21 protein-coding genes are annotated in these 24211 nt (G+C 63.0%); 12 read left to right on the top strand and 9 right to left on the bottom strand.

Annotation, left to right across the window (positions count from 1 at the left end; genetic code table 11):
* Positions 1–2: 2 nt before the first annotated feature.
* Positions 3–581 (top strand): sarcosine oxidase subunit gamma, encoded by a 579-nt coding sequence (locus EPZ47_RS11955; protein ID WP_135844953.1) that lies wholly within the window; start codon positions 3–5, stop codon positions 579–581.
* A 62-nt stretch (positions 582–643) separates the two neighbouring features.
* Here the strand turns inward: EPZ47_RS11955 and EPZ47_RS11950 are convergent, their stop codons facing one another.
* The gene (locus EPZ47_RS11950; protein ID WP_135844952.1) at positions 644–1423 is read right to left on the bottom strand and encodes an ArsR/SmtB family transcription factor; all 780 of its coding nucleotides are present in this window, start codon (positions 1421–1423) and stop codon (positions 644–646) included.
* Positions 1424–1505: 82 nt separating this feature from the next.
* Here EPZ47_RS11950 and EPZ47_RS11945 point away from each other — a divergent pair, with 82 nt between their 5' ends.
* Positions 1506–2642 carry a cytochrome P450 gene (locus tag EPZ47_RS11945; RefSeq protein WP_135844951.1) on the top strand — a complete coding sequence of 379 codons (1137 nt, stop codon included), beginning with the start codon at positions 1506–1508 and terminating at the stop codon, positions 2640–2642.
* A gap of 13 nt (positions 2643–2655) precedes the next feature.
* Here the strand turns inward: EPZ47_RS11945 and EPZ47_RS11940 are convergent, their stop codons facing one another.
* On the bottom strand, positions 2656–2997 hold the full coding sequence (locus tag EPZ47_RS11940; RefSeq protein ID WP_135844950.1) for an FKBP-type peptidyl-prolyl cis-trans isomerase: 342 nt from the start codon (positions 2995–2997) through the stop codon (positions 2656–2658).
* Between the two features lie 147 nt (positions 2998–3144).
* Between EPZ47_RS11940 and EPZ47_RS11935 the strand changes: the two genes are divergently transcribed.
* Positions 3145–4206: a M4 family metallopeptidase gene (locus EPZ47_RS11935; RefSeq protein ID WP_135844949.1), complete on the top strand. Its 1062-nt coding sequence runs from the start codon at positions 3145–3147 to the stop codon at positions 4204–4206.
* Positions 4206–4529, top strand: coding sequence for a protealysin inhibitor emfourin (locus tag EPZ47_RS11930; protein WP_135844948.1), 324 nt, complete (start codon positions 4206–4208; stop codon positions 4527–4529). Before EPZ47_RS11935 ends, EPZ47_RS11930 begins: the two co-directional genes overlap by 1 nt.
* Positions 4530–4533: 4 nt before the next feature.
* Here EPZ47_RS11930 and EPZ47_RS11925 read toward each other — a convergent pair whose 3' ends face one another.
* Positions 4534–4842, bottom strand: a complete 309-nt coding sequence (locus EPZ47_RS11925; protein WP_135844947.1) for an RcnB family protein — start codon at positions 4840–4842, stop codon at positions 4534–4536.
* A 161-nt stretch (positions 4843–5003) separates the two neighbouring features.
* On the opposite strand from EPZ47_RS11925, the gene EPZ47_RS11920 reads away from it, so the two are divergent.
* Positions 5004–6104, top strand: a complete 1101-nt coding sequence (locus EPZ47_RS11920; RefSeq protein ID WP_135844946.1) for a DNA alkylation repair protein — start codon at positions 5004–5006, stop codon at positions 6102–6104.
* Between the two features lie 6 nt (positions 6105–6110).
* Here the strand turns inward: EPZ47_RS11920 and EPZ47_RS11915 are convergent, their stop codons facing one another.
* The gene (locus EPZ47_RS11915; RefSeq protein WP_135844945.1) at positions 6111–8189 is read right to left on the bottom strand and encodes a putative bifunctional diguanylate cyclase/phosphodiesterase; all 2079 of its coding nucleotides are present in this window, start codon (positions 8187–8189) and stop codon (positions 6111–6113) included.
* Between the two features lie 403 nt (positions 8190–8592).
* Here EPZ47_RS11915 and pncA point away from each other — a divergent pair, with 403 nt between their 5' ends.
* Positions 8593–9246, top strand: coding sequence for a bifunctional nicotinamidase/pyrazinamidase (pncA, locus tag EPZ47_RS11905; RefSeq protein WP_135844943.1), 654 nt, complete (start codon positions 8593–8595; stop codon positions 9244–9246).
* 41 nt (positions 9247–9287) lie between these two features.
* The gene (locus tag EPZ47_RS11900) at positions 9288–9929 is read left to right on the top strand and encodes a DUF1345 domain-containing protein (RefSeq protein WP_135844942.1); all 642 of its coding nucleotides are present in this window, start codon (positions 9288–9290) and stop codon (positions 9927–9929) included.
* 66 nt (positions 9930–9995) lie between these two features.
* On the opposite strand, the gene EPZ47_RS11895 is transcribed toward EPZ47_RS11900, so the two are convergent.
* Entirely contained in the window at positions 9996–11303 is a 1308-nt protein-coding gene (locus EPZ47_RS11895; RefSeq protein WP_135844941.1) for an ATP-binding protein, read from the bottom strand.
* A gap of 3 nt (positions 11304–11306) precedes the next feature.
* Positions 11307–12008 (bottom strand): response regulator, encoded by a 702-nt coding sequence (locus EPZ47_RS11890; protein ID WP_135844940.1) that lies wholly within the window; start codon positions 12006–12008, stop codon positions 11307–11309.
* A 267-nt stretch (positions 12009–12275) separates the two neighbouring features.
* On the opposite strand from EPZ47_RS11890, the gene EPZ47_RS11885 reads away from it, so the two are divergent.
* Both EPZ47_RS11885 and EPZ47_RS11880 read left to right on the top strand, forming a co-directional pair.
* Positions 12276–13433 carry an efflux RND transporter periplasmic adaptor subunit gene (locus tag EPZ47_RS11885; protein WP_135844939.1) on the top strand — a complete coding sequence of 386 codons (1158 nt, stop codon included), beginning with the start codon at positions 12276–12278 and terminating at the stop codon, positions 13431–13433.
* 14 nt (positions 13434–13447) lie between these two features.
* Entirely contained in the window at positions 13448–16546 is a 3099-nt protein-coding gene (locus EPZ47_RS11880; protein WP_135844938.1) for an efflux RND transporter permease subunit, read from the top strand.
* Positions 16547–16732: 186 nt separating this feature from the next.
* On the opposite strand, the gene EPZ47_RS11875 is transcribed toward EPZ47_RS11880, so the two are convergent.
* The 3 genes from EPZ47_RS11875 to EPZ47_RS11865 all read right to left on the bottom strand — a co-directional run bounded on the left by EPZ47_RS11875 (position 16733) and on the right by EPZ47_RS11865 (position 20511).
* Positions 16733–17920, bottom strand: coding sequence for a pyridoxal phosphate-dependent aminotransferase (locus tag EPZ47_RS11875; RefSeq protein ID WP_135844937.1), 1188 nt, complete (start codon positions 17918–17920; stop codon positions 16733–16735).
* Between the two features lie 157 nt (positions 17921–18077).
* On the bottom strand, positions 18078–19214 hold the full coding sequence (locus tag EPZ47_RS11870; protein WP_135844936.1) for a glycerate kinase: 1137 nt from the start codon (positions 19212–19214) through the stop codon (positions 18078–18080).
* A gap of 172 nt (positions 19215–19386) precedes the next feature.
* A complete protein-coding gene (locus EPZ47_RS11865) occupies positions 19387–20511 on the bottom strand; it encodes a sugar diacid recognition domain-containing protein (protein ID WP_135844935.1) in 1125 nt (374 codons plus the stop codon).
* A gap of 185 nt (positions 20512–20696) precedes the next feature.
* Here EPZ47_RS11865 and EPZ47_RS11860 point away from each other — a divergent pair, with 185 nt between their 5' ends.
* The 3 genes from EPZ47_RS11860 to rarD all read left to right on the top strand — a co-directional run bounded on the left by EPZ47_RS11860 (position 20697) and on the right by rarD (position 24179).
* Positions 20697–22007, top strand: coding sequence for an MFS transporter (locus EPZ47_RS11860; protein ID WP_135844934.1), 1311 nt, complete (start codon positions 20697–20699; stop codon positions 22005–22007).
* A 193-nt stretch (positions 22008–22200) separates the two neighbouring features.
* Complete coding sequence (locus tag EPZ47_RS11855) at positions 22201–23214, top strand: aldo/keto reductase (RefSeq protein ID WP_135844933.1); 1014 nt, start codon at positions 22201–22203, stop codon at positions 23212–23214.
* A gap of 80 nt (positions 23215–23294) precedes the next feature.
* A complete protein-coding gene (rarD, locus tag EPZ47_RS11850) occupies positions 23295–24179 on the top strand; it encodes an EamA family transporter RarD (protein ID WP_135844932.1) in 885 nt (294 codons plus the stop codon).
* Positions 24180–24211 lie beyond the last annotated feature (32 nt).

Raw genomic sequence — 24211 nt, 5'->3', positions numbered from 1 at the left:
CCATGACCAGTCTGAAAGAACAACACACCGTCGGGCACCACGCTCTCGCGCCGTTGCCCACGTGCACGCTGGCGGATTTAACTGACCTGCCTCGGGTAGGTTTTCGTGGTGCTCACAGTGCCGCGTACCTGCAAGGTCGCCATTTCGTTCTGCCCCACGCCCCCAATCGCGCCGAGCCCCAGACCGATGGCAGCCAAGTGGCACGCCTGTCGCAGACCGAATATCTGCTGTTGGGCAGCCTCGAAGACCAGGGCCAGCGCATTGCCGACGAAGAAGCGCGCTGGGAGCTCGATCACCAAGCCAACTATTTGCTGCCTCGTCAGGACAGTCATGCCTGTTTTCAACTGACGGGAGAGCATTTGAGTGAAGTGATGGCCAAGCTCTGTGGGGTCGATCTGAGCCCACAGGCGTTCGGCCCGGGAGCGGTGGCCCAAACGTCGGCGGCACGCATCAATGTGATCGTGATCAACTCCAGTACCGCGCAGCAGGCAAGTTTGCACATCCTGTGCGATCGGGCGTCAAAAGCGTATTTCCGAGAGGCTTTGCTCGATGCCATGCAGGAGTTTTCGGGAATGGTGTGAACCTGCCTGCGATGACGTGGCTGGAATCGCCATCGCGAGCAAGCTCAGCTCCCACAGGAGATTTATGGTGAACGCCGGATTTTTGAGTATCCGAGTGCCAATGTGGGAGCAAGCCTGCTAGCGATGGCGCCGGCAGGCCCGGCATCCATCTCGACATCGATACCCAACCGCCCCGCCATTTCCCGGCGACCACTGGCCGTCAACCCCAACGCCCGGCTATCCAGGTCCTGAATCACCCACTTGCGCTTGATCGCCACTTGCAGCAACGCCGCCCCCAGGGCACCGCCCAGGTGCGGACGGCGCATGCTCCAGTCCAGGCAGGGACAGGCGAATCGGCGGCGTTGGGCGCTCAACGCCTGAACATCCACGCCCAGCCCCTCGACCAGGGCCTCGCCCGATTCACTCAACCGATAATCGCGCCCTTCCACGTCTACCAGCCACCCGGCCTCGATCATCCGATCATGCAGCCGCACCGCCAGGGTGCCGGCCATGTGGTCGTAACAGGTGCGAGCGAATTGCAGGCGATCCGGGGTGCGTGGCGTGAAGGTCGGAGCGGCGTTCTGGCCGATCACCATCAGCGCTTCAAGGGCCTGGGCGACGCGTTTGTCCGCCAGGCTGTAATAACGATGACGCCCCTGGACGTGCAGGCGCACCAGGGCCAGTTCCTTGAGCTTCGCCAGGTGGGCGCTGGCGGTAGAGGCACTGACATCGGCAATGCTCGCCAATTCCGTGCTGGTGCGGGCATGGCCGTCCATCAGCGAACACAGCATTCGGGTCCGGGCTGGTTCGGCGATAGCCGCGGCCACTTGGGACACGCCAACATCATGTTGCTCTGCGTTCATATTTCGCTCCCCGACGAATCAAGCCATGCACCGACTGGAGAGAGTAGCAGCACTTTCTCCATCATGAACAAGGCCGTACTCCATGGACCCGATCATCGCCGCGACTCACCCTGATCCCTACCCCTACTACGCGAACCTGCGGGCCGCAGGCGGGCTGACCTTCGATCCGCAATTGAATCTGTGGATCGCCAGCAGCGCCGAGGCCGTATGCGCGGTGTTACATCACCCCGATTGCCATGTGCGCCCGGCCCACGAGCCCGTGCCAAAGGCCATTGCCGAGGGGCCCGCCGGGCACGTATTCGGGCGCCTGATGCGTATGAACGAAGGTGAACAGCAGCGTTGCCCGAGGGCCGCGATTGCGCCGCGGTTGCAGGACATCGACCCGCAACAGGTCGAGGCATTGGTCAGGGCGCGCTTCTTCAAGGAAGGTGCCGAAGGCCTGCACCAGGCTCAGTTCATCGGACCGGCCAGCGTGGTGGCGGCGCTGTTGGGTTTCAGTCCGGCGGACTGTCGCATGATCAGCGAGCTGACCGGGAATTTCGTGAGCTGTCTGTCGCCCCTGAGTGACGCGGCGCAACTGGACGCGGCGCACCGGGCCAGCGAGCGACTGGTCACAGTTTTCGGGGAGCGGATCGAGGCGCGGGACAGCCCGTTGTTGGCGCACATTGGCCGGGGCTTCGAAGGTACCGATCCGGACGGCCTGATCGCCAACCTGATCGGCCTGCTCTCGCAGACCTATGAAGCCACGGCCGGCCTGATTGGCAATGCGTTGCTGGCACTGATCCGCGATCCGGCACTGCAGCGCACACTCCGGGAGGATCCTGGGAAAATCCGCCCGTTGCTGGCCGAAGTCCAGCGCTTCGACCCTTCGGTGCAGCACACGCGCCGCTTCGTCGCCGCGCCCTGCGAACCCCTCGGTACCACGCTGAACCCAGGGGATGTAATCCTGGTGCTACTGGCCTCGGCCAACCGCGATCCACAGCTCAACCCGCAACCGGACATCCTGCTGCTGGACCGCCCGGGCCGCCGCAGTTTCAGCTTCGGCGCCGGGCGCCATGAGTGCCCCGGTCAAACCCTGGCATTGGACATCGCACAGGCCACACTGGGTGCGCTTCTTGAGCGTGAACCACGACTGGATCAATTGATCTGGTGCTACCGCCCTTCTATCAACGGACGCATTCCGTTGTTCAGCGACCGGCCCGGGACGAAAACGCCCTGATCCACAGCATCGCTCAATCGTCCCGGGTCAGGACTTCCAGCAACTCGATTTCAAAGATGAGGTTGGCGTTGGGCTTGATATGGGCGCCCATGGAGCGTTCGCCATAGGCCAAGTGAGCCGGTACCAGCAGCTTGCGCTTGCCGCCGACCTGCATGCCCATCAGGCCCAGGTCCCAACCCTTGATGACGCGACCGGTGCCGATCACGCACTGAAAGGGTTTGCCACGACTGTAGGACGAATCGAATTCGGTGCCGTCTTCAAGGGTGCCGCGGTATTGGGTGGTGATCAGCGCGCCTTTGACTACGCTTTTGCCGTCGCCCTGTTCCAGGTCGATGATTTGCAGTTCTTCGTTCATGGGGTATTTCCGTGGAATTCAAGCGCGGGGTTTTCGCAGAAATTGGCGCGCCTGGCAAACTTATGTGTATTGCATGCAGCAGGGAACCGCAGCGGTCACTTCGGTTCACATGGGTATCGACCCTGCCTTTCAGATAAGGATTTTCTGATGATCGACTCTCGTCCGCTCCACGGTTTCATTCCGCCGTATATCCTCAATCGCATCATCGCCCATGGCTCCGAACAGCAACGCTCCAGCGCCCTCGGCACCCTGTCCCACGTGCGCAGCCTGCGGCACAACCCCGGGCCGCCCAGTCATCTTCCCGCCGCCGCGAAATTCTCCAAGCCTGGCAGGCCCGGCCACCCGCAGCGCAGCGTGCATGATGCCCAAAACACCATGGAGCTGCCTGGCCAGCCGGTTCGCCTGGAAGGCCAGTCGGCCAGCGGCGACCCAGCCGTGGACGAAGCCTACAACGCCCTCGGTGCCACCTATGATTTTTTCTGGAAAGTCCTGGGGCGCGATTCCATCGACAACAAAGGCTTCGCCCTGGTGGGCAGCGTGCATTATGGCCAGGGCTACGAAAACGCCTTCTGGAACGGCGCGCAAATGGTGTTTGGCGACGGCGATGGAGAAATCTTCCAGCGCTTCACCCGCTCCCTGGACGTGGTCGCCCATGAACTGGCCCATGGTGTCACCGAAAGTGAAGCCGGGTTGGTCTACGCCAACCAGTCCGGAGCGTTGAACGAGTCCATCTCCGATGTGTTCGGCGTGCTGGTCAAGCAGTTCGTGCTGGAGCAGACCGCCGACCAGGCCGACTGGCTGATCGGCGCCGACCTGCTCACTGACAAGATCAATGGCGACGGCCTGCGCAGCATGTCCAACCCCGGCTCCGCCTACGATGACCCGTTGCTGGGCAAAGACCCGCAACCGGCGCACATGCGCGAATTCGTCATCACCCGCGAAGACAACGGCGGCGTGCATATCAACTCCGGTATTCCCAATCGCGCCTTTTATCTGGCGGCCACCACGCTGGGCGGATTTGCCTGGGAAAAGGCCGGCCGGATCTGGTATGACACCTTGTGCGACCGAAAACTGGCCAACGACGCGTCCTTCAGCGCTTTCGCCCGCCTCACTGTCGAGCACGCCCGCCAGCGCTTCGGTGAACGGGAGGTGCAAGCGGTGCAGAACGGCTGGGCCCAGGTCGGTGTCGATCTGACAGAGGAAAGCTGATGAAAACCCTTCCAGACCTCGACGATAATGCCGTGGTACGACTGTCACGCCAGGGCGGCGTGGCGGCCATCCATGCCTTGACCCGGCCCCGGGAAATCGAGTTCGCCCAGTGCGACCTCGACCAACGCACGCGCATCTGCTCGGTGCTGGAGGGCTGTCTGCCACTGACTTCGTCCACACCTGGCCGGGGCGACCAGCGTTTTTTCCAGATCGAGGTGCGTTATCGCACTGACGACCATGACGACGAGATGGTGTTGCAGGTGCCTGAGGACCAGGCACCCGGCGAACTGGTTCGCCTGTGGGACAAGGGCGAAGTGACCTGAAGACTTAACGTGTGGCCGGAACGATCTTGACGATTGCGCCGGACACGGTTTCGATCAGCAAGTACTTGTCGTCGATATGCACCCATTGCTGTTCTTGTGTCGGCTGCTCGAGTTTCTTCTGTTTCCAGTCTTTCATGGCCCTGTCCGCACGCTGGTAGTCCGCCGGTACTCGGTCGTTTTCCACCAGCCTGCGCCCATTGCTCGGCGAATGTTCCAGGGCGTCTCCGGTTTTTTCGACCGCTTGCGCAACAGGCCCAAGGGCTCCGAGGCCGGCGATCAGGACCAGGCTGGCGATCAGGGTTGGTTTGCGCATAGAAAAAACTCCAGTTATTCGAGGGACTGAATCTGGGACTTCGCGGGCGGCGAATCATTCCCTTTACTGCAGCGACTGGAAGCTGAGAGCCTCCCTCGCCACGGGTCGCGCATGGCATAGTGTCAGGCTCGGAACTACAACACCCGCCGGACGGACCCACCATGAGCACCACCGCCTCCTCCCCAGCCCTCAAGGAAATCTTCAACAGCGCCCGCCTGGAGCACATCGCCAGCGAAATGCTCGTGGTGTATCCGGCATTCGACGCCAAGGCGTTCTTGCACATGGCCAACGACGGGCTGGCCGAATTGTCGGTGATGCAACGCATGGCACGGGTCAGTGAATGCCTGCATGCCGTGCTACCCCTGGGTTACGAAGCGTCTCTGGACGTGCTGCGTGATCTGGCTCCGCGCCTCAACAGCATGTTCGTCAGCATGTTCCTGCCGCACTATGTGGCGTCTTACGGCCGGCACACCTTCGACCTGTCGATGGACGCGCTCAAGTACTTCACCCGGTTCGGCTCGTCGGAGTTCGCGGTGCGGCACTTCCTGCGCGACGACCTGGCCGGCACCCTCAAGGTCATGCACGACTGGGCACTGGATGCCAACGAACACGTACGGCGCCTGGCCAGCGAAGGCAGTCGGCCGCGCTTGCCGTGGTCGTTCCACCTCGAGCCGATCCAGGCCAACCCCGACCTGGCGGCCGCGATCCTCGACGCCCTCAAGGCCGACGACAGTCTCTATGTGCGCAAGTCCGTGGCCAACCACCTCAACGACGTCACCAAGCAGCATCCGGACTGGGTGCTGGAGCAGATCGAAGGCTGGCCACTGCAAGACCGCCACACCGCGTGGATCGCCCGGCATGCGCTGCGCAGCCTGATCAAACAAGGCCATCCCCGGGCACTGGCGGTCATCGGTGTAGGTGGCAAGGCCCAGGTCGAAATCCTGGACCTGAAGGTGACGCCAGCGGTCATTCGCCTGGGAGAACAGATCACCCTGTCCTTCAAGGTGCAATCGACCCTCGGGCAGAGCCAGCGCCTGGTGATCGATTACGCGATCGATTACGTAAAAGCCTCGGGCGGCACATCGGCCAAGGTCTTCAAGCTCAAGACCTTCGACCTGCCCGCCGAAAGTTGCGTCACCCTCAGCCGTTCACAACATATTCGCGAGCAGACCACTCGCCGGCACTATGCGGGCCGGCATGCGGTGCATCTGCTGGTCAATGGCGAGCGGCTGGACAGCACGGCGTTCGACATCATTGCTTGAAGCCGCTCAGACCACCGCCACCCGTTGTGCCTGGCGGATATCGTGGATGAAGCGCTCGGCCGGCAGCGGATGCCCCAGCAGGTAACCCTGCAGCGAATCGCAGCCCAGTTGGGTCAGGAAGTCCTGTTGCACATCGGTCTCCACGCCTTCGGCAACGATCCGCAGGCCCAGGGCCTGGCCGAGGGCGACGATGGCCGAGACGATGGCGGCATCATCACTGTCGTGCTCCAGGTCGCGCACGAAACCGCGATCGATCTTCAGTTCGTTGGCCGGCAGGCGCTTGAGGTACATCAGGCTCGAATAGCCGGTGCCGAAGTCATCGATGGACAGGTCCACGCCCATGTCCGAGAGCTGCTGCAGCACGGTCATGCTCGCGTCCGCATCGCTCATGGCGGTGGTTTCGGTGATTTCCAGGGTCAGGCTGTTGGCCGGCAGCTGATGGGTTTCCAACGCCTTGGCCACACTTTGCACCAACCCGGTATGGCAGAACTGCAAGGCCGACAGGTTCACCGCGATGCGCCAGTCGGTATAACCGAGCACGTACCATTCGCGCATCTGGCGACAGGCCTCGTTCAACACCCATTCGCCGATGGGGATGATCAGCCCGGTCTTTTCCGCCAGGTCGATGAAGGTGTCGGGCATCAACAGGCCCTGGGTCGGGTGGGTCCAGCGCAGCAACGCCTCGGCGCCGACCGGCCGGCCATTGGCGGCGTCGAACTTGGGCTGATAGTAGAGGCTGAATTGCCGTTGTTCGACAGCGATGCGCAAGTCTTGCAGCAACTGCAATTGCTTGCGGGCGTTGCTGTTCATCGACGCATCGAAAAAGCTGTAGCCGTTTTTGCCAGCGCCTTTGGCGTGGTACATCGCCGCGTCGGCGTTCATCAGCAACTCTTCGGCGTTCTGGCCGTTGCCCGGGTAAAGCGAAATGCCGACGCTGGCGGAAATCTGCAGGTCGTGGTCAGCGACCCGGAACGTGCGGGCGATCAGCCCGACCTGACGTGCCGCCAGTCGCAGGGCATCGTCGGGTTCGGCCAATTGCACCAGTAGCACGAACTCATCGCCGCCGATCCGCGCCAGGGTGTCCTGGCTGCGCAGGTCTTCGCGCAGGCGCAGGGCCACGTCCCGCAGCAACAAATCCCCCATGTGATGACCAAAGGCATCGTTGACCGGTTTGAAACCGTCGAGGTCGATGAACATCAAGGCAAAGCAACCGCCCTGCTCCTGCACCCGGTGCATGGCCTGGCCGATGCGATCAGCCAGCAGCACGCGATTGGGCAATGCGGTGAGAGGGTCGTGCAGGGCCAATTGGGTCAGTTCCCGGTTGGCCTGGGTCAACGAATGGGCCAGCTCCGCGGTACGGGCTTCCAGGCGCGCGTCGAGAATCGAGGTCAGCAAGGCAATGGCCAGCACCGCCAGGGTGGTGATCAGCACCAGATTGTCCAGGCCCTTGCCGCTCAAACCGTCCAGGGAGCCGCAAAAGCTGCCCTCACTGAACCGCGCCCCGGCCATGCCGGTGTAGTGCATGCCAACGATGGCGACGCCCATCACCACCGCAGCGCCAGCACGAGCCATGCGCACATGGGGAGTGTTCTGGCGCAGACGAAAGGCAATCCATAGCGCCGCCGCCGACGCCCCGACGGCAATCACCAAGGACGCGCCGAACAGCGTCGGGTCATAATCGATGCCCGGCTGCATCTGCAGCGCGGCCATGCCGGTGTAATGCATGGTACTGATGCCCGCGCCCATGATCAGTGCGCCAAACGCCAGCTGCCACGCCGGCAACCGCGGCTGGCTGACCAGCCACAAAGCAAATCCGCAGGAAAGGATGGCAATCAGCAGCGACAGCGCGGTGATCGACACATCGTAACCAAGCTCGATCGGCAAGGTGAACGCGAGCATGCCGATGAAATGCATGGACCAGACACCCACGCCCATCGCCAATGCCCCTCCAGCCATCCACAAATGGGCCGCACGTCCCCGCGCGGTGGCGATACGCCCGGTCAGGTCTAGCGCGGTGTAGGAGGCCAATACTGCAACAAACAGGGAAATAAAAACTAAGGCGGGGGAGTAACTGCCTATGAGCATGGTTTTTTCTCGTGACTGCAAAGCCGAACTGCTTCCATGCCCGGTTGAAAGCCGGCGATTGTACTTAATCGTGTCATGGACGCACGGGGCAAATGTCAAAAAGCCATCAACGCGGGGATATTTGCGACGAAAGACATCTTGTGGATGGGCGGCAATATACATGATCCAGCCTCGACCCTTGTTGGATAGGGCTTGGCCGCTGGAGTGGGTCTGCTTGCATTGATGTTGGATGTGCCGCCTTCGCGAGCAAGCCCGCTCCCACATGGGGACTCGGGTCAGCTATCACCGCCAATCTACTGTGAGAGCGGGCTTGCTCGCGATAGCGGTATGTCAGCTTGTGCAGATGTCGGGGCCTGGGATTGTTCGGCTAATATCGGAGGACCACTTCAAGGAGGATGTATCCATGACTGTTCCAGCCACCCGGGCTTCGACCAGCGCCCTACTGGTCATCGACGTACAGAACGACTTCATCCCCGGCGGCCGCCTGGCCGTGCCGGGGGGCGATGAGATTGTGCCGTTGATCAATCAACTGGGCCGCTCATTCCGACAGGTCATCCTCGCCCAGGACTGGCACCCAGCCGGGCATGCGTCGTTTGCCTCCAGCCATCCCGGCAAGCAGCCATTCGAGATCGTCCAATTGCCGTACGGCGAGCAGAAACTCTGGCCCGACCACTGCACCCAGGGCAGCCGAGGCGCCGAATTCCACCCGACGCTGGAACTGACCCACGCCCAACTGATCATTCGCAAGGGCTGCAACCCGGATATCGACAGTTATTCAGCCTTCATGGAGGCCGATCGCCAGACCACGACCGGGTTGGCGGGTTACTTGAAGGAGCGCGGCATCGACACGGTGTACCTGGTCGGACTGGCCCTGGACTTCTGCGTGATGTTCTCGGCGCTGGACGCCCGGGCGGCCGGGTTCAATGCATTTGTGGTGCTCGACGCCTGCCGAGGCATCGATATGGATGGCTCGATGGACAGCGCGATCCGCAGGATGCAGACCGCCGGTGTAGAGTTGATTCAGTCCACCGCGATAACAGGCCAGGCCCTCGCCTGATGACGCATACTCAGCAGTCCTTTCTCGTACAGTGAGCCCCCATGCCCTTCCTTGCCCGCACCCACCCGCGTCTTTCCAGCGCCACGGTCCTTGGCCTGGCGGTGGGTTTGCTGGTTCCCGTGGATTCGATCATCAGCAAAATCCTGATCGGCTGGAACGCCGGGGTCTGGACCTACCTGGTGCTGATGTCCTGGCTGACCGTGCGGGCCAAGGCGCCCGACGTCAAACGCATCGCCGAGATTGAAGACGAAAATGCCGGGCTGGTGCTGCTGCTCGTCTGCGTCGCGGCGTTGGCCAGCCTGGCGACCATCACCTTCGAACTGGCGGGCAGCCGCGATCTGCAAACCGCTGGCAAGCTGCTGCACTACGGCTTCACGGCAATGACCGTGATCGGTTCATGGTTGCTGATCGGGGTGATCTTCAGCGTTCACTACGCGCGGCTGTATTACACCTGGGAGGGCAAGGAGCCGGCGCTGCGGTTTGCCGAGGGGCTGACCACGCCCAACTATTGGGATTTCCTGTATTTCTCTTTCACCATCGGGGTGGCGGTGCAGACCTCGGACGTGGGCGTTGCCACGCGGCAGTTGCGCAAGATCGTGCTGGCGCAATCGTTGATCGGGTTTGTGTTCAATACGGCGATTCTGGGGTTTTCGATCAATATTGCGGCGGGGTTGTTTGGGTGATAGTCGTTGGGGTCGCTTCGCGACCCAGCGGGAGCAAGCTCCCTCGCCACAGGACCGCAGCAACCTTCAAAGGGAGGAAGGGGTTGGCAGCCACAGCCTGAAGCGTGCCCCGGCCAGCGGCGAGGCTTCGACCGTCAGGGTGCCGCCCTGGGCTTCCAGGGCGCGGCGGCTGATGGCCAGGCCGAGGCCGAAACCGCCCGTGGCGCGGTCGCGGCTGCGGTCCAGACGGTAGAATGGCTCGAACACGCGCTCGCGTTCGCTGTCGGGAATCCCGATGCCGTCGTCGTCGACCCAGATCTCGCAGCCGTGCTCACTGACCAGCACGCCAATCTGGATTCGTTTCTCGCAATAACGCATGGCATTGCGCAGCAGGTTTTGCAGCGCCCGGGCGGTCAGGCGTGGGTCCAGCACAAAACGCTCCAGCGCGCCGTGCAACAGCACATCGATCACCACGTCCGGTGCCGCCAGATCCTCGTCGACGCTGCCCAAAATGCTGTCGATGAATTCGTCCAACGGCACTTCGACCCGCTCGGGCAAACGCTCGGGGTTCTGCAGACGGCTGTAGGACAGCAACTCCAGCACCAACTCATCCAACTCGCGGATGTGCGCCACCAACCCTTGCAGGCGCTCGCGACTGGCCGCCGGCAGGTCCTCGGACAGCGCCAGGGCCAGGCCGAAGTCCAGCCGGGTCAGGGGCGTGCGCAGTTCGTGGGACACCGCATTGAGCAGATCCCGCTGCTGGTTGAGCAGGTTCTCGATGTCGCCGGCCATGGTGTCGAACACGTGGGCCAGGCTGCCGATGTTCGAGCTGGAGGCAATGTGCGTGCGTTCGCCCAGATGCCCCTTGCCGAAGCGCTGCGCGGTGCTTCTGAGGCGTTCCAGATCGCGCCAGTGCGGCCGCAGCCAAAGCAGCAGGCAGGCCAGCATCGTCGCACCGATCAGAACGTTGATGCTCCAGTACAGCCAACTGACGTCCGCCGGGTCCGGAGGCACGATCATCTTGACCGCCGTGTGCTCATCCAGCGGTGCGGCCGTCAGGGTGCGCCAAGCCCATTCACCCAGGCGCACCACGTTCTCTCCGCGTTTGAGACGGGCCTGTTCATCGGGGGTGAAATCCTCATCCTCGACAGCCGCCAGCTCAATGCGCAACGGCTCGAACTCCTTGTCCATCTGCGCCGCCAGCGCCGGCCACTGCTCGCTGGGCACGGCGCGGAACTGCTTGACCATCAAGGTTTGCAGGCCACGGGAGTGGTCGAGGTTGTAAGTCACAAAGCGCTCATGGAACAGGCGAATCACCAATTCCGGCATCAGGTACATCGCCGCGCTGTAGGACACGATGGTGACCAGGTAGAGGCGAATCAGCAGCTTCCACATCGCTCAGCATTCCCACTCGGAACGGCTGAACAGATAGCCCTTGCCCCACACCGTCTTGATCTTGCGCGCTTCACCGGCGTTATCGTCGAACTTGCGCCGCAGCTTGGAAATCGCCACGTCCACCGAGCGGTCGGTGCCGTTGAATTCGATGCCCCGCAGGCGTTGCAAAATCTGGTCGCGGCTCAGCACTTCCCCGGAATGACGGGCCAGCACCACCAGCAGGTTGTATTCGCCGCTGGACAATTCCACCCCTTGGCCGCGCCAAGTTACCGTGCGCTCGGACAGATCGATGCACAGGTTGCCCATGAGGATCCGGTCATTGGCCGTCTGCGGCTCGGTGAGACTGCTGCGGCGCAACAAGGTGCGTACCCGCGCCAGCAACACCCGGGGCTCGCAAGGCTTGGTGACGTAGTCGTCGGCGCCCATCTCCAGGCCCAGCACCTGGTCGTGGCTGTCGTCCCGAGCGGTGAGCATCAGGATCGGCAAGGTCGCCGAATCGGCCCGCAGCAAGCGGCAGACCTGCAAACCGTCCAGCCCCGGCAGCATCAGGTCGAGAATCACCAGGTCCGGCGGATCGATCCGGGCCCGCTCGCGCACGTGGTCGCCACGACTGAGCACACTGACCTGATAGCCGTTGCGCTCCAGGTAACTGGCGATCAGTTCGGAAAGTGCGGAGTCGTCTTCCACCAGGAGGATGTTGGGCATGGGTGTTTCCAGAAAGTGCTGGGGGGCCTGTGTGGATCGCCTTCGCGAGCAAGCCCGCTCCCACAAAAGTTCGCATGACCATTGTGGGAACGGGCTTGCTCGCGAAGGCGGCATAACAGGCACCAAGGAATCAAGCTGCCAAGGATATACGCCCTCACCCACCCACGAGCAAACCCCTTACACAATTTCACACACCCCCTACAAAGCTTTACCGTTGCCGGCGGTCGCCCCCCGTAGCATGGCAATGCTCATTATTGGGGAAGCACCATGCCAAGAAATCCTTTCGCCACCCTGGGCTTGCTGCTCGGGGCGCTGCTGTTGAGCGCCTGCGACTCATCCTCGGCACCCAAGGACGAAGCGCCGCTGGCCACCGTGACCGTCGAAACCATCGAGGCCCGGCCGCTGTCCATCAGCAGCGAACTGAGCGGGCGCATTGCCGCGCCGCGGATCGCCGAAGTCCGCGCGCGCGTGCCCGGTGTGGTGTTGCAGCGGGTCTTTCGCGAAGGCAGCGACGTAAAAAAAGGCGACGTGCTGTTCCGGATTGATCCAGCGCCATTCAAGGCCGACCTGGACAGCGCCGAAGCGGCGCTGCGCAAAGCCGAGGCCAACGCGTTCCAGGCACGCTTGCAAGCGCAGCGTTACGCGCAACTGATCGACGACAACGCCATCAGCGGCCAGGACTACGACAACGCCCGCGCCGCCGTCCGCCAGACCGCCGCCGATGTCGCCGCCAACAAGGCCGCGGTGGAACGGGCCAGGCTGAACCTGGGTTATGCCACCGTCACCGCACCGATTGCCGGGCGCATCGGCCGGGCACTGGTAACCGAAGGCGCCCTGGTGGGGCAGAACGAAACCACGCCGCTGGCCCTGATCCAGCAGTTGAACCCGATTCACGCCGACCTCACGCAATCGACCCGCGAGCTCAACGATTTGCGTCGTGCCCTGCGCTCCGGCCAGTTGCAGCAGGTCGGCCAGGATCAGGCAAAAGCCACGTTGATCCAGGACGACGGCAGTCTTTATCCGCTGCCTGGCAAGTTGCTGTTCACCGACATCAGCGTCGACCCGGGCACCGGCCAGATCACCCTGCGCAGCGAGTTTCCCAACCCCGACCTCGACCTGCTGCCGGGCAGCTTCGTGCGCGTGCGTCTGGAGCAGGCCTTCGACCGGCAAGGCATCAGCGTGCCGCAACGGGCGATCCAGCGTGACAGCTCGGGCGTTGCCCAGGTGTTGCTGCTCGACGCGCAACAGCAGGTTCGCGTGCAACCGGTGGAACTGGGCGCCGTACAGAACGATCGCTGGATCGTCATCCATGGCCTGAAGTCCGGCGACCGCATCGTGGTGCAAGGCCTGCAACACGCACGGCCCGGTGAAAAAGTCCGGATCGACGATACCCCTCTTCCACTTGCCCAGGCACCTGGTCAGTAAGCAGGACGTTTCCCATGCCGCAGTTCTTTATCGACCGCCCGGTGTTCGCCTGGGTGGTCGCGTTGTTCATCCTGTTGGCGGGCGTATTGGCCCTGCCGCAACTGCCGGTGGCGCAGTACCCCGACGTCGCGCCGCCGCAGATCGAGATCTCCGCCACGTACCCGGGCGCTTCGGCGCAGACCGTGGACGAAAGCGTGGTCAGCCTGATCGAGGAGGAGCTCAACGGCGCCGACAACCTGCTGTACTTCGGCTCCCAGAGCAGCCTGGGCAGCGCCACCATCACCGCGACGTTCCAACCCGGCACCAACCCGGAACTGGCCCAGGTCGACGTGCAGAACCGCCTCAAGGCCGTGGAGTCGCGCTTGCCGCAAGCGGTCACCCAGCAAGGCTTGCAGGTCGAAAAAGTCTCGGCGGGCTTCTTGCTGCTGATCACCCTCACTTCCAGTGACGGCAAGCTCGACGACGTGGCGCTCAGCGATTACCTGGCGCGCAACGTGATGAACGAGATCAAGCGCCTGGACGGCGTCGGCAAGGCCCAGTTGTACGGTGCCGAACGGGCGATGCGCATCTGGCTCGACCCGCAGAAGCTGCTCAGCTTCAACCTGACCCCGGCCGACGTGAATGCGGCCATCGTGGCGCAGAACGCCCAGGTGTCGGCCGGCAGTATCGGCGACTTGCCGACGCGTACGACCCAGGAAATCACCGCGACTGTCCTGGTCAAGGGCCAACTGTCGACGCCTGAAGAGTTCGCCGACATCGTGCTCAAGGCCAACCCCGACGGCTCGACCGTACGCATCGGCGACGTGGCGCGCGTGGAAATCGGCAGCCAGGAATACCAATTCTCCACACGGCTGAACGGCAAGCCCTCCACCGCCGTCAGCGTGCAATTGTCACCCGGCGCCAATGCCGTGAGCACCGCGACCCGGGTGCGGGCGAAGATGGACGAACTGTCGCGCTACTTCCCGGCTGGCGTGGCGTACAAGATCCCGTACGACACTTCGCCCTTCGTCAAAGTCTCCATCACCAAAGTGATCTATACCCTCGGCGAGGCGATGTTGCTGGTGTTCGCTGTGATGTTCCTGTTCCTGCAAAACATCCGCTACACCTTGATCCCGACCCTGGTGGTGCCGGTGGCGTTGATGGGAACGTTCGCCACGATGCTTGTCCTGGGTTTTTCCATCAACGTGCTGACCATGTTCGGCATGGTGCTGGCCATCGGCATCCTGGTGGACGATGCCATCGTGGTGGTGGAAAACGTCGAGCGGATCATGGCCAGCGAAGGGCTGTCGCCCAAGGAAGCGACGCGCAAGGCAATGCAGCAGATCACCGGAGCGATCATCGGCATCACCTTGGTGCTGGTGGCGGTGTTTATTCCGATGGCGTTCATGCAGGGGTCGGTGGGCGTCATCTACCGGCAATTCTCCCTGTCCATGGCCACCTCGATCCTGTTTTCGGCCTTCCTCGCGCTGAGCCTGACGCCAGCCCTCTGTGCGACCTTGTTAAAGCCCATCGCCCAGGGTGAACACCACGCCAAAAGCGGCTTTTTCGGCTGGTTCAATCGTCGCTTCGATCAATTGGGCGATCGCTATCAAGGCTGGGTAGCCTATGCCCTCAAGCGCAGCGGGCGGTATCTGTTGATCTACGGCGTGCTGCTGGTGGGCATGGGTCTGCTGTTCAGCCGCTTGCCCTCCTCGTTCCTGCCGGTAGAAGACCAGGGCTACACCATCACCGATATTCAGTTACCGCCCGGCGCGAGCAAGAACCGCACAGTGCAGGTGGTCGAGCAGATCGAAGCCCACAACGCTGGCGAGCCTGGGGTGGGCGACAGTACGGTGATTCTGGGCTTCAGCTTTTCCGGCAGCGGGCAGAACGCCGCGCTGGCGTTTACTACTCTCAAGGACTGGTCGGAGCGTGGCAGTGACGACTCGGCAAGCGCCATTGCCGACCGCGCCAACCAAGCCTTCAGCCAGATCAAGGACGCCATGGCCTTTGCCGTGCTGCCGCCGCCAGTGGATGGCCTGGGAACCTCCAGCGGTTTCGAGTTCCGCCTGCAAGACCGTGGCGGCCTCGGCCATGCCACGCTGATGCAGGCCCGCAGCGAGTTGCTCGCCGCCGCCGAAAATAGCCCGGTGCTGATGAACGTGCGCGAAAGCGCCCTGGCCGAAGCGCCGCAGGTTCAGTTGGAGGTCGATCGCAAGCAGGCCAATGCCCTGGGCGTGTCCTTTGCCGATGTTGGCAACGTCCTGGCCACCGCCGTGGGTTCGGCCTACATCAATGACTTCCCCAACCTGGGGCGGATGCAACGGGTGGTGGTCCAGGCTGAGGGCGACCAACGCAGCCAGGTGGCCGATCTGTTGAAGATCCATGTGCGCAACGACGCCGGAAAAATGGTGCCGTTGTCGGCCTTTGTCCGGGCCAAATGGACCCAGGGGCCGGCGCAACTGACCCGTTACAATGGCTACCCGGCCATCAGCATTTCCGGCGAACCGGCGCCTGGCCACAGCACCGGCGAGGCCATGGCGGAGATCGAACGGCTGGTGGCCCAGGGTCCGGCGGGGCTGGGTCAGGAATGGACCGGGTTGTCGTTGCAGGAACGCCTGTCCGGCAGCCAGGCGCCGATCTTGCTGGGCCTGTCGTTGCTAGTGGTGTTCCTGTGCCTGGCGGCGTTGTACGAGAGCTGGGCGATTCCCACATCGGTGCTGCTGGTGGTGCCACTGGGGGTGCTCGGCGCGGTACTGGCGGTGTCGTTGCGCGGCCTGCCCAATGACGTGTTCTTCAAGGTCGGGCTGGTGACCATCATCGGCCTGTCGGCGAAGAACGCGATCCTGATCATCGAGTTTGCCAAGAGCCTGCACGATCAAGGCCATGACCTGATCGAGGCAACGCTTGCGGCCGCACGCCTGCGCCTGCGTCCGATCATCATGACCTCCCTGGCCTTCATCCTCGGCGTGGTGCCGCTGGCCATCGCCACCGGGGCCAGCTCGGCGAGCCAACAGGCCATCGGCACCGGCGTGATCGGCGGCATGATCACCGCCACACTGGCGGTGATGTTCGTACCGGTGTTCTTTGTGGTGGTGATGAAGCTCGTGCGCAGATTCGGCAAACACCACTAAAACCTGTGGGAGCGAGTTTGCTCACGAAGGCATCAAGCCAGTCGATATTGAGTTGGCTGACACACCGCTATCGCGAGCAAGCTCGCTCCCACAGGGGATTTTTGGCGGACATGAGCCTTGCGACCACCACCGGACAATGTGGGAGTGAGCTTGCTCGCGATGGGGCCTTCGAATTCAGCCCGTTTCTCAAGCTCGCCGCGCCTGCAACAACCCCGCCGTGCACAAGGCAATCCGCTGGCAGGCATCCGCCAGTTTCACCTGGTCCACCACCAGCCCGATCCGGATATGCCCCGCCGCACTCGGCCCGAATGCCTCGCCGGCCAGCACCGACACGCCATAACCGTCCAGCAGTCGTTCGGCAAAGCCCTGGGCATCGAGGCCTGTCTGGCGCACGTCGACCATTACAAACATGCCACCATCAGGCCGCACAGGCCGCAGGCCAGGACAAGCCTCGAGGGCCGCGCAGACCAGGTCCCGGCGCTGGCGATACTCCTCGCGCATCTGCGCCACTTCCGGCAAGTCCTGCTCCAGCGCTACCTGGGCGGCCCGTTGCACAAAGTCCGGCAAGCCGAACAGCATGCACAGGGACAGATTCGCCAAATGCTCGGCCAAGGGTTCAGGCCCAATGACCCAGCCAATGCGCCACCCAGTCATGGCGTGGGATTTGGACAGGCTGTTGAGGGTCGCGGTGCGTTCGGCCATGCCCGGCAGACTGGCCGGACTGATGTGTTCGCCGTCGAACAACAGGTCGCTGTAGACCTCGTCACTGATCAGCCACAGGTCATGCTCGATGCACAACTGCGCCAGTGCTTGCCAGGTAGGCCGCGACAGGCTCGCACCGGAGGGGTTGTTGGGACTGTTGAGCAGCATTGCCCGAGTACGCGGGGTAATCAGCCGGGCCACATCGGCCGGTTCGACTCGAAAACCGTTTTCCGGACGCACCGCCACCGGCACCACTTTCGCCCCGCAGGCGCCGAATACCGCCTCGTAAGTGACATACATCGGCTCGGCGACAATCACCTCATCACCAGGGTCGAGCAGGCATTGCGCAACCGCATACACCGCACACTGCGCCCCCGGCAACACCGTGACATGTTCGGCGCCCACCGGCTGACCACAGCGCCGGCGATGACGCCGAGCAATACTGGCCCGCAAGGTGTGCAGGCCACGAATGTCCGAATAATGGGTCTCCCCGGCCCGCAGGCTGTTCACTGCAGCCTCGACGATGGCGTGCGGCGTGTCAAAATCCGGGTCACCCACCGACAACAGCAGCACGTCCACACCCTGCTCACGCAGGGCCAGCGCCCGGTCGTGAATCTGCCAGGCGGCGGCGCCATCGCCGGTGATGCGTTGGGTCAAAGCTGAAAAGCGCATGTACGTCTCCTGATTGCGCGATGTCCAGCCACAACCCTATCTCAAATCACAAAGCGCGCCACCATCGCATTCCAAGCCGCCATTCGGCGCGACGGTTTTGCGATGGGTGTGGCGCGCACGCTTGCTCCCTCGCCACGGGTTTTGTACGGGGTGACGGTTAGCGGGCGGCCACCCGCCACAGCCGGGCGATGTCCTGGGCGCGCTCACTCAGCAGGCGCGGGGCATCGGCACAGGCTTCTTGCAATGTCATCGGCCCGCTGGCCAGGGCAAAGGCCGCGTCGATGCCGTGTTCGTACAGCGCCTGGTAGCCCTCCCCCAGCGTGCCGGCGATGACCAGCACCGGTACGCCATGCTGGCGAGCAATGCGGGCCACACCAAAGGGGGTTTTGCCGCGCAGGGTCTGGGCGTCGAAACGGCCTTCGCCGGTGATCACCAGGTCGGCGCCATTGATCGCAGCGGCCAGTCCGGTCAATTGGGCGACGACTTCCACGCCAGTACGAAATTGTGCGCCCAGGAACGCCTTGGCCGCGAACCCCAGGCCACCGGCGGCGCCGCTGCCCGGCTCATCCCGTACATCTTTATTCAACGCCTGGGCACAGTGTTCGGCAAAATGCCCCAGGGCCCGGTCCAGTTCCCGCACCTGCAGGGCAGAGGCGCCCTTCTGCGGACCGAAAACGGCGGATGCGCCATGGGGCCCGCACAACGGGTTATCGACGTCGGCGGCGATCTCGAAGCTGACCTGGGCCAGGCGCGGATCCAGGCCGCCCAGGTCAATGCGCGACAGGTTCGCCAGGGCCAGGCCGCCGGGAGGCAGGGGTTGGTTGTGTACATCCAGCAACGCCACGCCCAGGGCCTGCATCGCACCGGCACCGGCATCGTTGCTGGCGCTGCCGCCGATCGCCAGGATCACTCGCCCGGCGCCTTCATCCAGGGCGGCGCGAATCAACTCGCCAGTGCCATAGGTGCTGCTGGAACAGGCATCGCGTTGCTCCGGCGGGACCAACTGCAAGCCACTGGCCTCGGCCATCTCGATGATCGCCGTGCGACTCTCGGCCAACCAGCCCCAACGCGCCTCGACGGCAACACCCAGGGGGCCGCGGACCCGGGTGCGGCGCCACTCACCGTTGCAGGCGGCCAGCACCGATGCCACCGTCCCCTCCCCGCCGTCGGCCATCGGGCACTTGATCAACTGCGCCTGCGGCCAGACCTGGGCCAGCCCCTGGGCGATGGCATCGGCTACGTCCTGGGCGCTGAGGCTATCCTTGAACGAGTCGGGGGCGATGACTATTTTCATATTATTCTCCGGTTCCGATGCACAGCATGCTGCCAGCTGACCGCAGCCATGACGCCGGTCCACCGCACAAAAGACACTGGGCATTATTGTTCAATTTCACAAAGATCGGTTTGGCCGGGAGATTCGGCTTGAGGCGGTTGGCCTCTATCGCGAGCAAGCTCGCTCCCACAGGTTATGTGGCTGGATCTGGGGTCTGCGGCAACAACTGAACCCCCAGGTACAACGCCAACATCCCATCCAACCGCAGCGGATCCACGCCGCTCAGCTCGGCGATGCGTTCCATGCGGTAGCGCAAGCTGTTGCGGTGGATACCCAGGGCGTCGGCGCAGGCCTGGCTCTGGCCGTCGTGTTCGCACCAACTGCGCAGGGTGGCGAGCAACTGGCCGTTGCTGTCCTTGGCGATGACCTTGCGCAACGGGCTGAGCAATTCGTCCAGGGCATCGTCGCTGCGGTGGCGCCAGAGCAGGACCGGCAGGCGATAACGGTTGAGGTTCAACAAGCGCACTTGTGGCAACACATCACGCCCATAGGCCAGCAGGTCCGCCACCCGTCGGTAGCAACGACGCAGCCCCGTCAGCCCTTCGGCCTGGCCACCCACCGCCACCCGCAGAATGTTCCAACCCAGCCCGTCGAGCTTGCCCAGCAGCCGCTCGTTCTCCACCGAAGCGGTGACCGGTCGGCACCAGAGCAAGGAAGACGTGGACGAGGTCAGGCACCAACTGTCGGGGTAACGGGACATCAGCCAGGCGCTCAGCGCCTCGACGGTCTGCCCAGGCCCGTGCTCCAGTCCCAGCTCGAACAGATAGGGCACCCGCGACAATTGCGGCTTGAGGCCCATCTGCCGCGCTTCGTCCAACAGCCGTGGCGAGTCCCCGGCGTCGCCCAGCAGCAGCGCCAGCAAGTCATCGCAACGTTGTCGGCGCCACTGCTGTTCGGCCTGTTGGTTGCGCTGGCCCACCAACATTTCGGCGGTCATGCGCACCAGTTCGGCGTAGGTGCGCAGTTGCGCTGGCTCGCCGGTGATGCCCAACACCCCAATCAGGCGTTGATCGAGCATCAATGGCAGGTTGATTCCCGGCTGCACGCCCTTGAGGTGCATCGCGGTGTGCTCGTCGATTTCCACCACCCGGCCATTGGCCAGGACCAGTTGCGCACCCTCGTGACGGGTATTGACCCGCTCACGCTCGCCACTGCCAAGAATCAGGCCCTGGTTGTCCATGACGTTGACGTTATAGGGCAGGATCGCCATCGCCCGGTCGACGATGTCCTGCGCCAGGTCGTGATCAAGTTCGAACATGGACGGTGTTCCTTGCAAGCGGCGTGGGTTGTTGTTTTGAGCATGGGATTGGTCAGGCGCACAGGGTCCGCATTCAAACCCTGTGCTCAGGCACAAAGACACGAGACCTCGGGCTGGCCGAGACTCCAGGGGCAGTCAACGTTACCCCTTGGCTCGCAAAAAATCATAATAAAGAGAGACCCGCCATGTCCCAGAGCGCAGCAGCCCTCCTGGCTACCCCCGACGAAAAAAACACCGTCTACAAGCGCATTACCCTGCGCTTGATCCCGTTCATCTTCATCTGCTACCTGTTCAACTACCTCGACCGGGTCAACGTTGGCTTCGCCAAGTTGCAGATGCTCGATGCCTTGAAATTCAGCGAAACCGTGTACGGCCTCGGTGCCGGGATCTTTTTCATCGGCTACGTACTGTGTGGCGTGCCGAGCAATCTGGCCCTGACCCGATTCGGCCCGCGGCGCTGGATCGCGCTGATGATGATCACCTGGGGCACCCTCTCGACCTGCCTGCTGTTCGTCACCACGCCCACCGAGTTCTATACCTTGCGGCTGTTTACCGGCGCGGCTGAAGCCGGATTCTTTCCTGGCGTGGTGCTGTATCTCTCGCAATGGTTCCCGACGTTCCGACGCGGCCGGATCATGGCCTTGTTCATGTCGGCCATTCCGGTGTCCGGCCTGCTCGGCAGCCCGTTTTCCGGCTGGATCCTCAATCACTTCGCCGCCGGCCAGGGCGGCCTGGCGGGTTGGCAGTGGATGTTCCTGCTGCAAGGCATCCCGACGGTGATCCTCGGGGCGCTGGCGTTTTTCCTGCTCAGCGACACCTTCGCCAACGCCAAGTGGCTGACCGACCAGGAGCGCGCCGTGCTCACCGCGGACCATGCCGAAGACCTGGCGAATAAACCGAAAACCACCACCGACTCCCTGCTGGCGGTGTTCAAGAACCCGGTAATCTGGGCCTTTGGCCTGGTGTACTTCTGCATCCAGAGCGGCGTGTACGCGATCAACTTCTGGCTGCCGTCAATCATCAAGAGCCTGGGTTTCAGCGATAACCTGGTAATTGGCTGGCTGAGTGCGATCCCCTATCTGCTGGCGGCGGTGTTTATGTTGCTGGTGGGCCGTTCGGCGGACCTGCATAAGGAGCGTCGTTGGCATCTGGTGGTGCCGATGCTGATGGGCGCGGTCGGGCTGCTGATTGCCGTCAACTTCGCCGCCACCCCGGCCATCGCCATCCTCGGCCTGTCCATCGCCACCATGGGCGCCCTCACCGGTCTGCCGATGTTCTGGCCGGTGCCCACCGCGATGCTCAGCGCGGGTGCGGCAGCCGGTGGGTTGGCCTTGATCAACTCCATGGGCCAGATGGCCGGTTTCCTGAGCCCGTACCTGGTGGGTTGGGTCAAGGACGCCACTGGCTCGACCGATGCGGCGCTGTACCTGCTGGCGGCGGTGATTGTCGGCGGCAGCCTGCTGGCGTTGCGCATGACCCGCACCCTGCGGGCCTGACACCCTTTTTCTTGTGGGAGCGAGCTTGCTCGCGATAGCGGTGAACCAGTCAATATAGATGTTGGCTGACTTGACGCTATCGCGAGCAAGCCCGCTCCCACAGTTGATTTGGGGGTGTTTGAGAATTGTGTTTGATCCAAGCGGTGGTTCTGGGGTTTGATTGGGCCTTTCTCTCCGGCAAAAGGATTTCGTCATGAGCTACCGCACGCTAGGCCATTCCGGGTTGCAAGTCTCGACACTGACCCTGGGCACCATGATGTTCGGCGAACAGACCAGCACCGAGGACTCGCTGCGGATCATCGACAAGGCCTGGGACCAGGGCATCAATTTCATCGACACGGCGGACGTCTACACCAACGGCCGTTCCGAAGAGATCGTCGGCGAGGCGATCGCCCGTCGCCGCCAGGAATGGGTGCTGGCCACCAAGGTCGGCTTCGGCCCACCGGACGGCGTGCCCAACCGCAGCGGCCTGAGCCGCAAGCACATTTTCAATGGCATCGAGGCCAGCCTGACGCGCCTGGGCACCGACTACCTGGACATCTATTACCTGCATCGCGAAGACCACAATACGCCGCTTGAGGTCACGGTGTCGGCCATTGGCGATTTGATTCGCCAGGGCAAAATCCGCTATTGGGGCCTGTCGAACTACCGGGGTTGGCGCATCGCCGAGGTGATCCGGATCGCCGACAGCCTGGGCATCGACCGGCCGGTGATCAGCCAGCCGCTGTACAACATCGTCAACCGCCAGGCAGAAACCGAGCAGATCACCGCTGCGCAGAATTATGGCCTCGGCGTGGTGCCCTTCAGCCCCCTCGCCCGCGGCGTGCTCAGCGGCAAGTACGCGCCGGACGTGGCGCCAGACGCCAACAGCCGTGCCGGCCGCCAGGATAAACGCATCCTGGAAACCGAATGGCGCGTTGAATCCCTGCGCATTGCCCAGCAGATCCAGCAATACACCCAGGACCGGGGCGTGGGCATCGTCGAGTTCGCCATTGCCTGGGTGCTGAACAATCGCGCCGTGACCTCGGCCATCGTCGGACCGCGCACCGAGGAACAGTGGGACGGGTACACCAAGGCGCAGGCGGTGGAAATCACGGCAGAGGATGAAGCCTTCATTGATTCGCTGGTGACCCCGGGGCATGCCTCGACGCCGGGGTTCAATGACGTCGGCCATTTCGTGTCGGGGCGGGTGCCGCGTACAGTTTAAGCCCTTTCCTGAAATAATCGTGGCGAGGGAGCTTGCTCCCTCGCCACAACCCAGCTTCATTTCCGTCAACAGAGGCTTCAGTGTCCAAAGGCATCGCTCTATCGGTCTCGGCCTCTGTGCTGTTCGCCGTCATGTACTACTACACGTCACTGCTCTCACCGCTGACCGGCCTGGAGATATTCGGCTGGCGCATGCTACTGACGATGCCGTGCATGACGGTGTTCATGCTGCTGGCCCGGGAGTGGAGCCTCGTTACGCAGTTGGTCCGGCGCCTGATCGCCACGCCACGGCTGTTGATCGCGGCGATCGCCTCTTCGGCACTGATGGGTGCGCAGCTGTGGCTGTTCATGTGGGCACCGCTCAACGGCTACAGCCTGGACGTGTCGCTGGGGTATTTCCTGCTGCCGCTGTCGATGGTGCTGACCGGTCGCATCGTCTACGGCGAACGCCTGTCGTACTTGCAGAAAGTCGCCGTGTTCTTTGCCACCCTTGGCGTGTTCAACGAGGTGTACCAAGTGGGCGGTTTTTCCTGGGCCACCTTGCTCGTGGTGCTGGGCTACCCGATCTACTTCATCCTGCGCAAACGCATCAAGACCGACAACCTGGGCGGGCTCTGGCTGGACATGACCCTGATGCTGCCACTGGCGCTCTGGTTCGTGCAGAGCGGTGAGCAAGGCTTCAATGTGTTCGATCAATACCCCAGGCTGTCGCTATTGATTCCGGTGCTCGGAGTCATCAGCGCTTCGGCCCTGGTGACCTACATCCTCGCCAGTCGACTGCTGCCGTTCAGCCTGTTCGGCCTGTTGAGTTATGTCGAGCCGGTATTGCTGCTGGGCGTTGCGCTGCTGTTGGGCGAAAGCATCCAGACCAGTGAATGGCTGACCTACATCCCCATCTGGATCGCGGTGGCGGTGCTGGTATTCGAAGGGTTCAAGCACCTGACGCGGCAGCGACGCCGGTCTTAAGGCTCACATCGCCCCCACAGGGGTTCTGTATT

The organism is Pseudomonas viciae, from assembly GCF_004786035.1.
Classification (GTDB): Bacteria; Pseudomonadota; Gammaproteobacteria; order Pseudomonadales; family Pseudomonadaceae; genus Aquipseudomonas; species Aquipseudomonas viciae.
The sequence above is the reverse complement of the archived record's forward strand: the minus strand, read 5'-3'. Positions and strand labels throughout refer to the sequence as shown.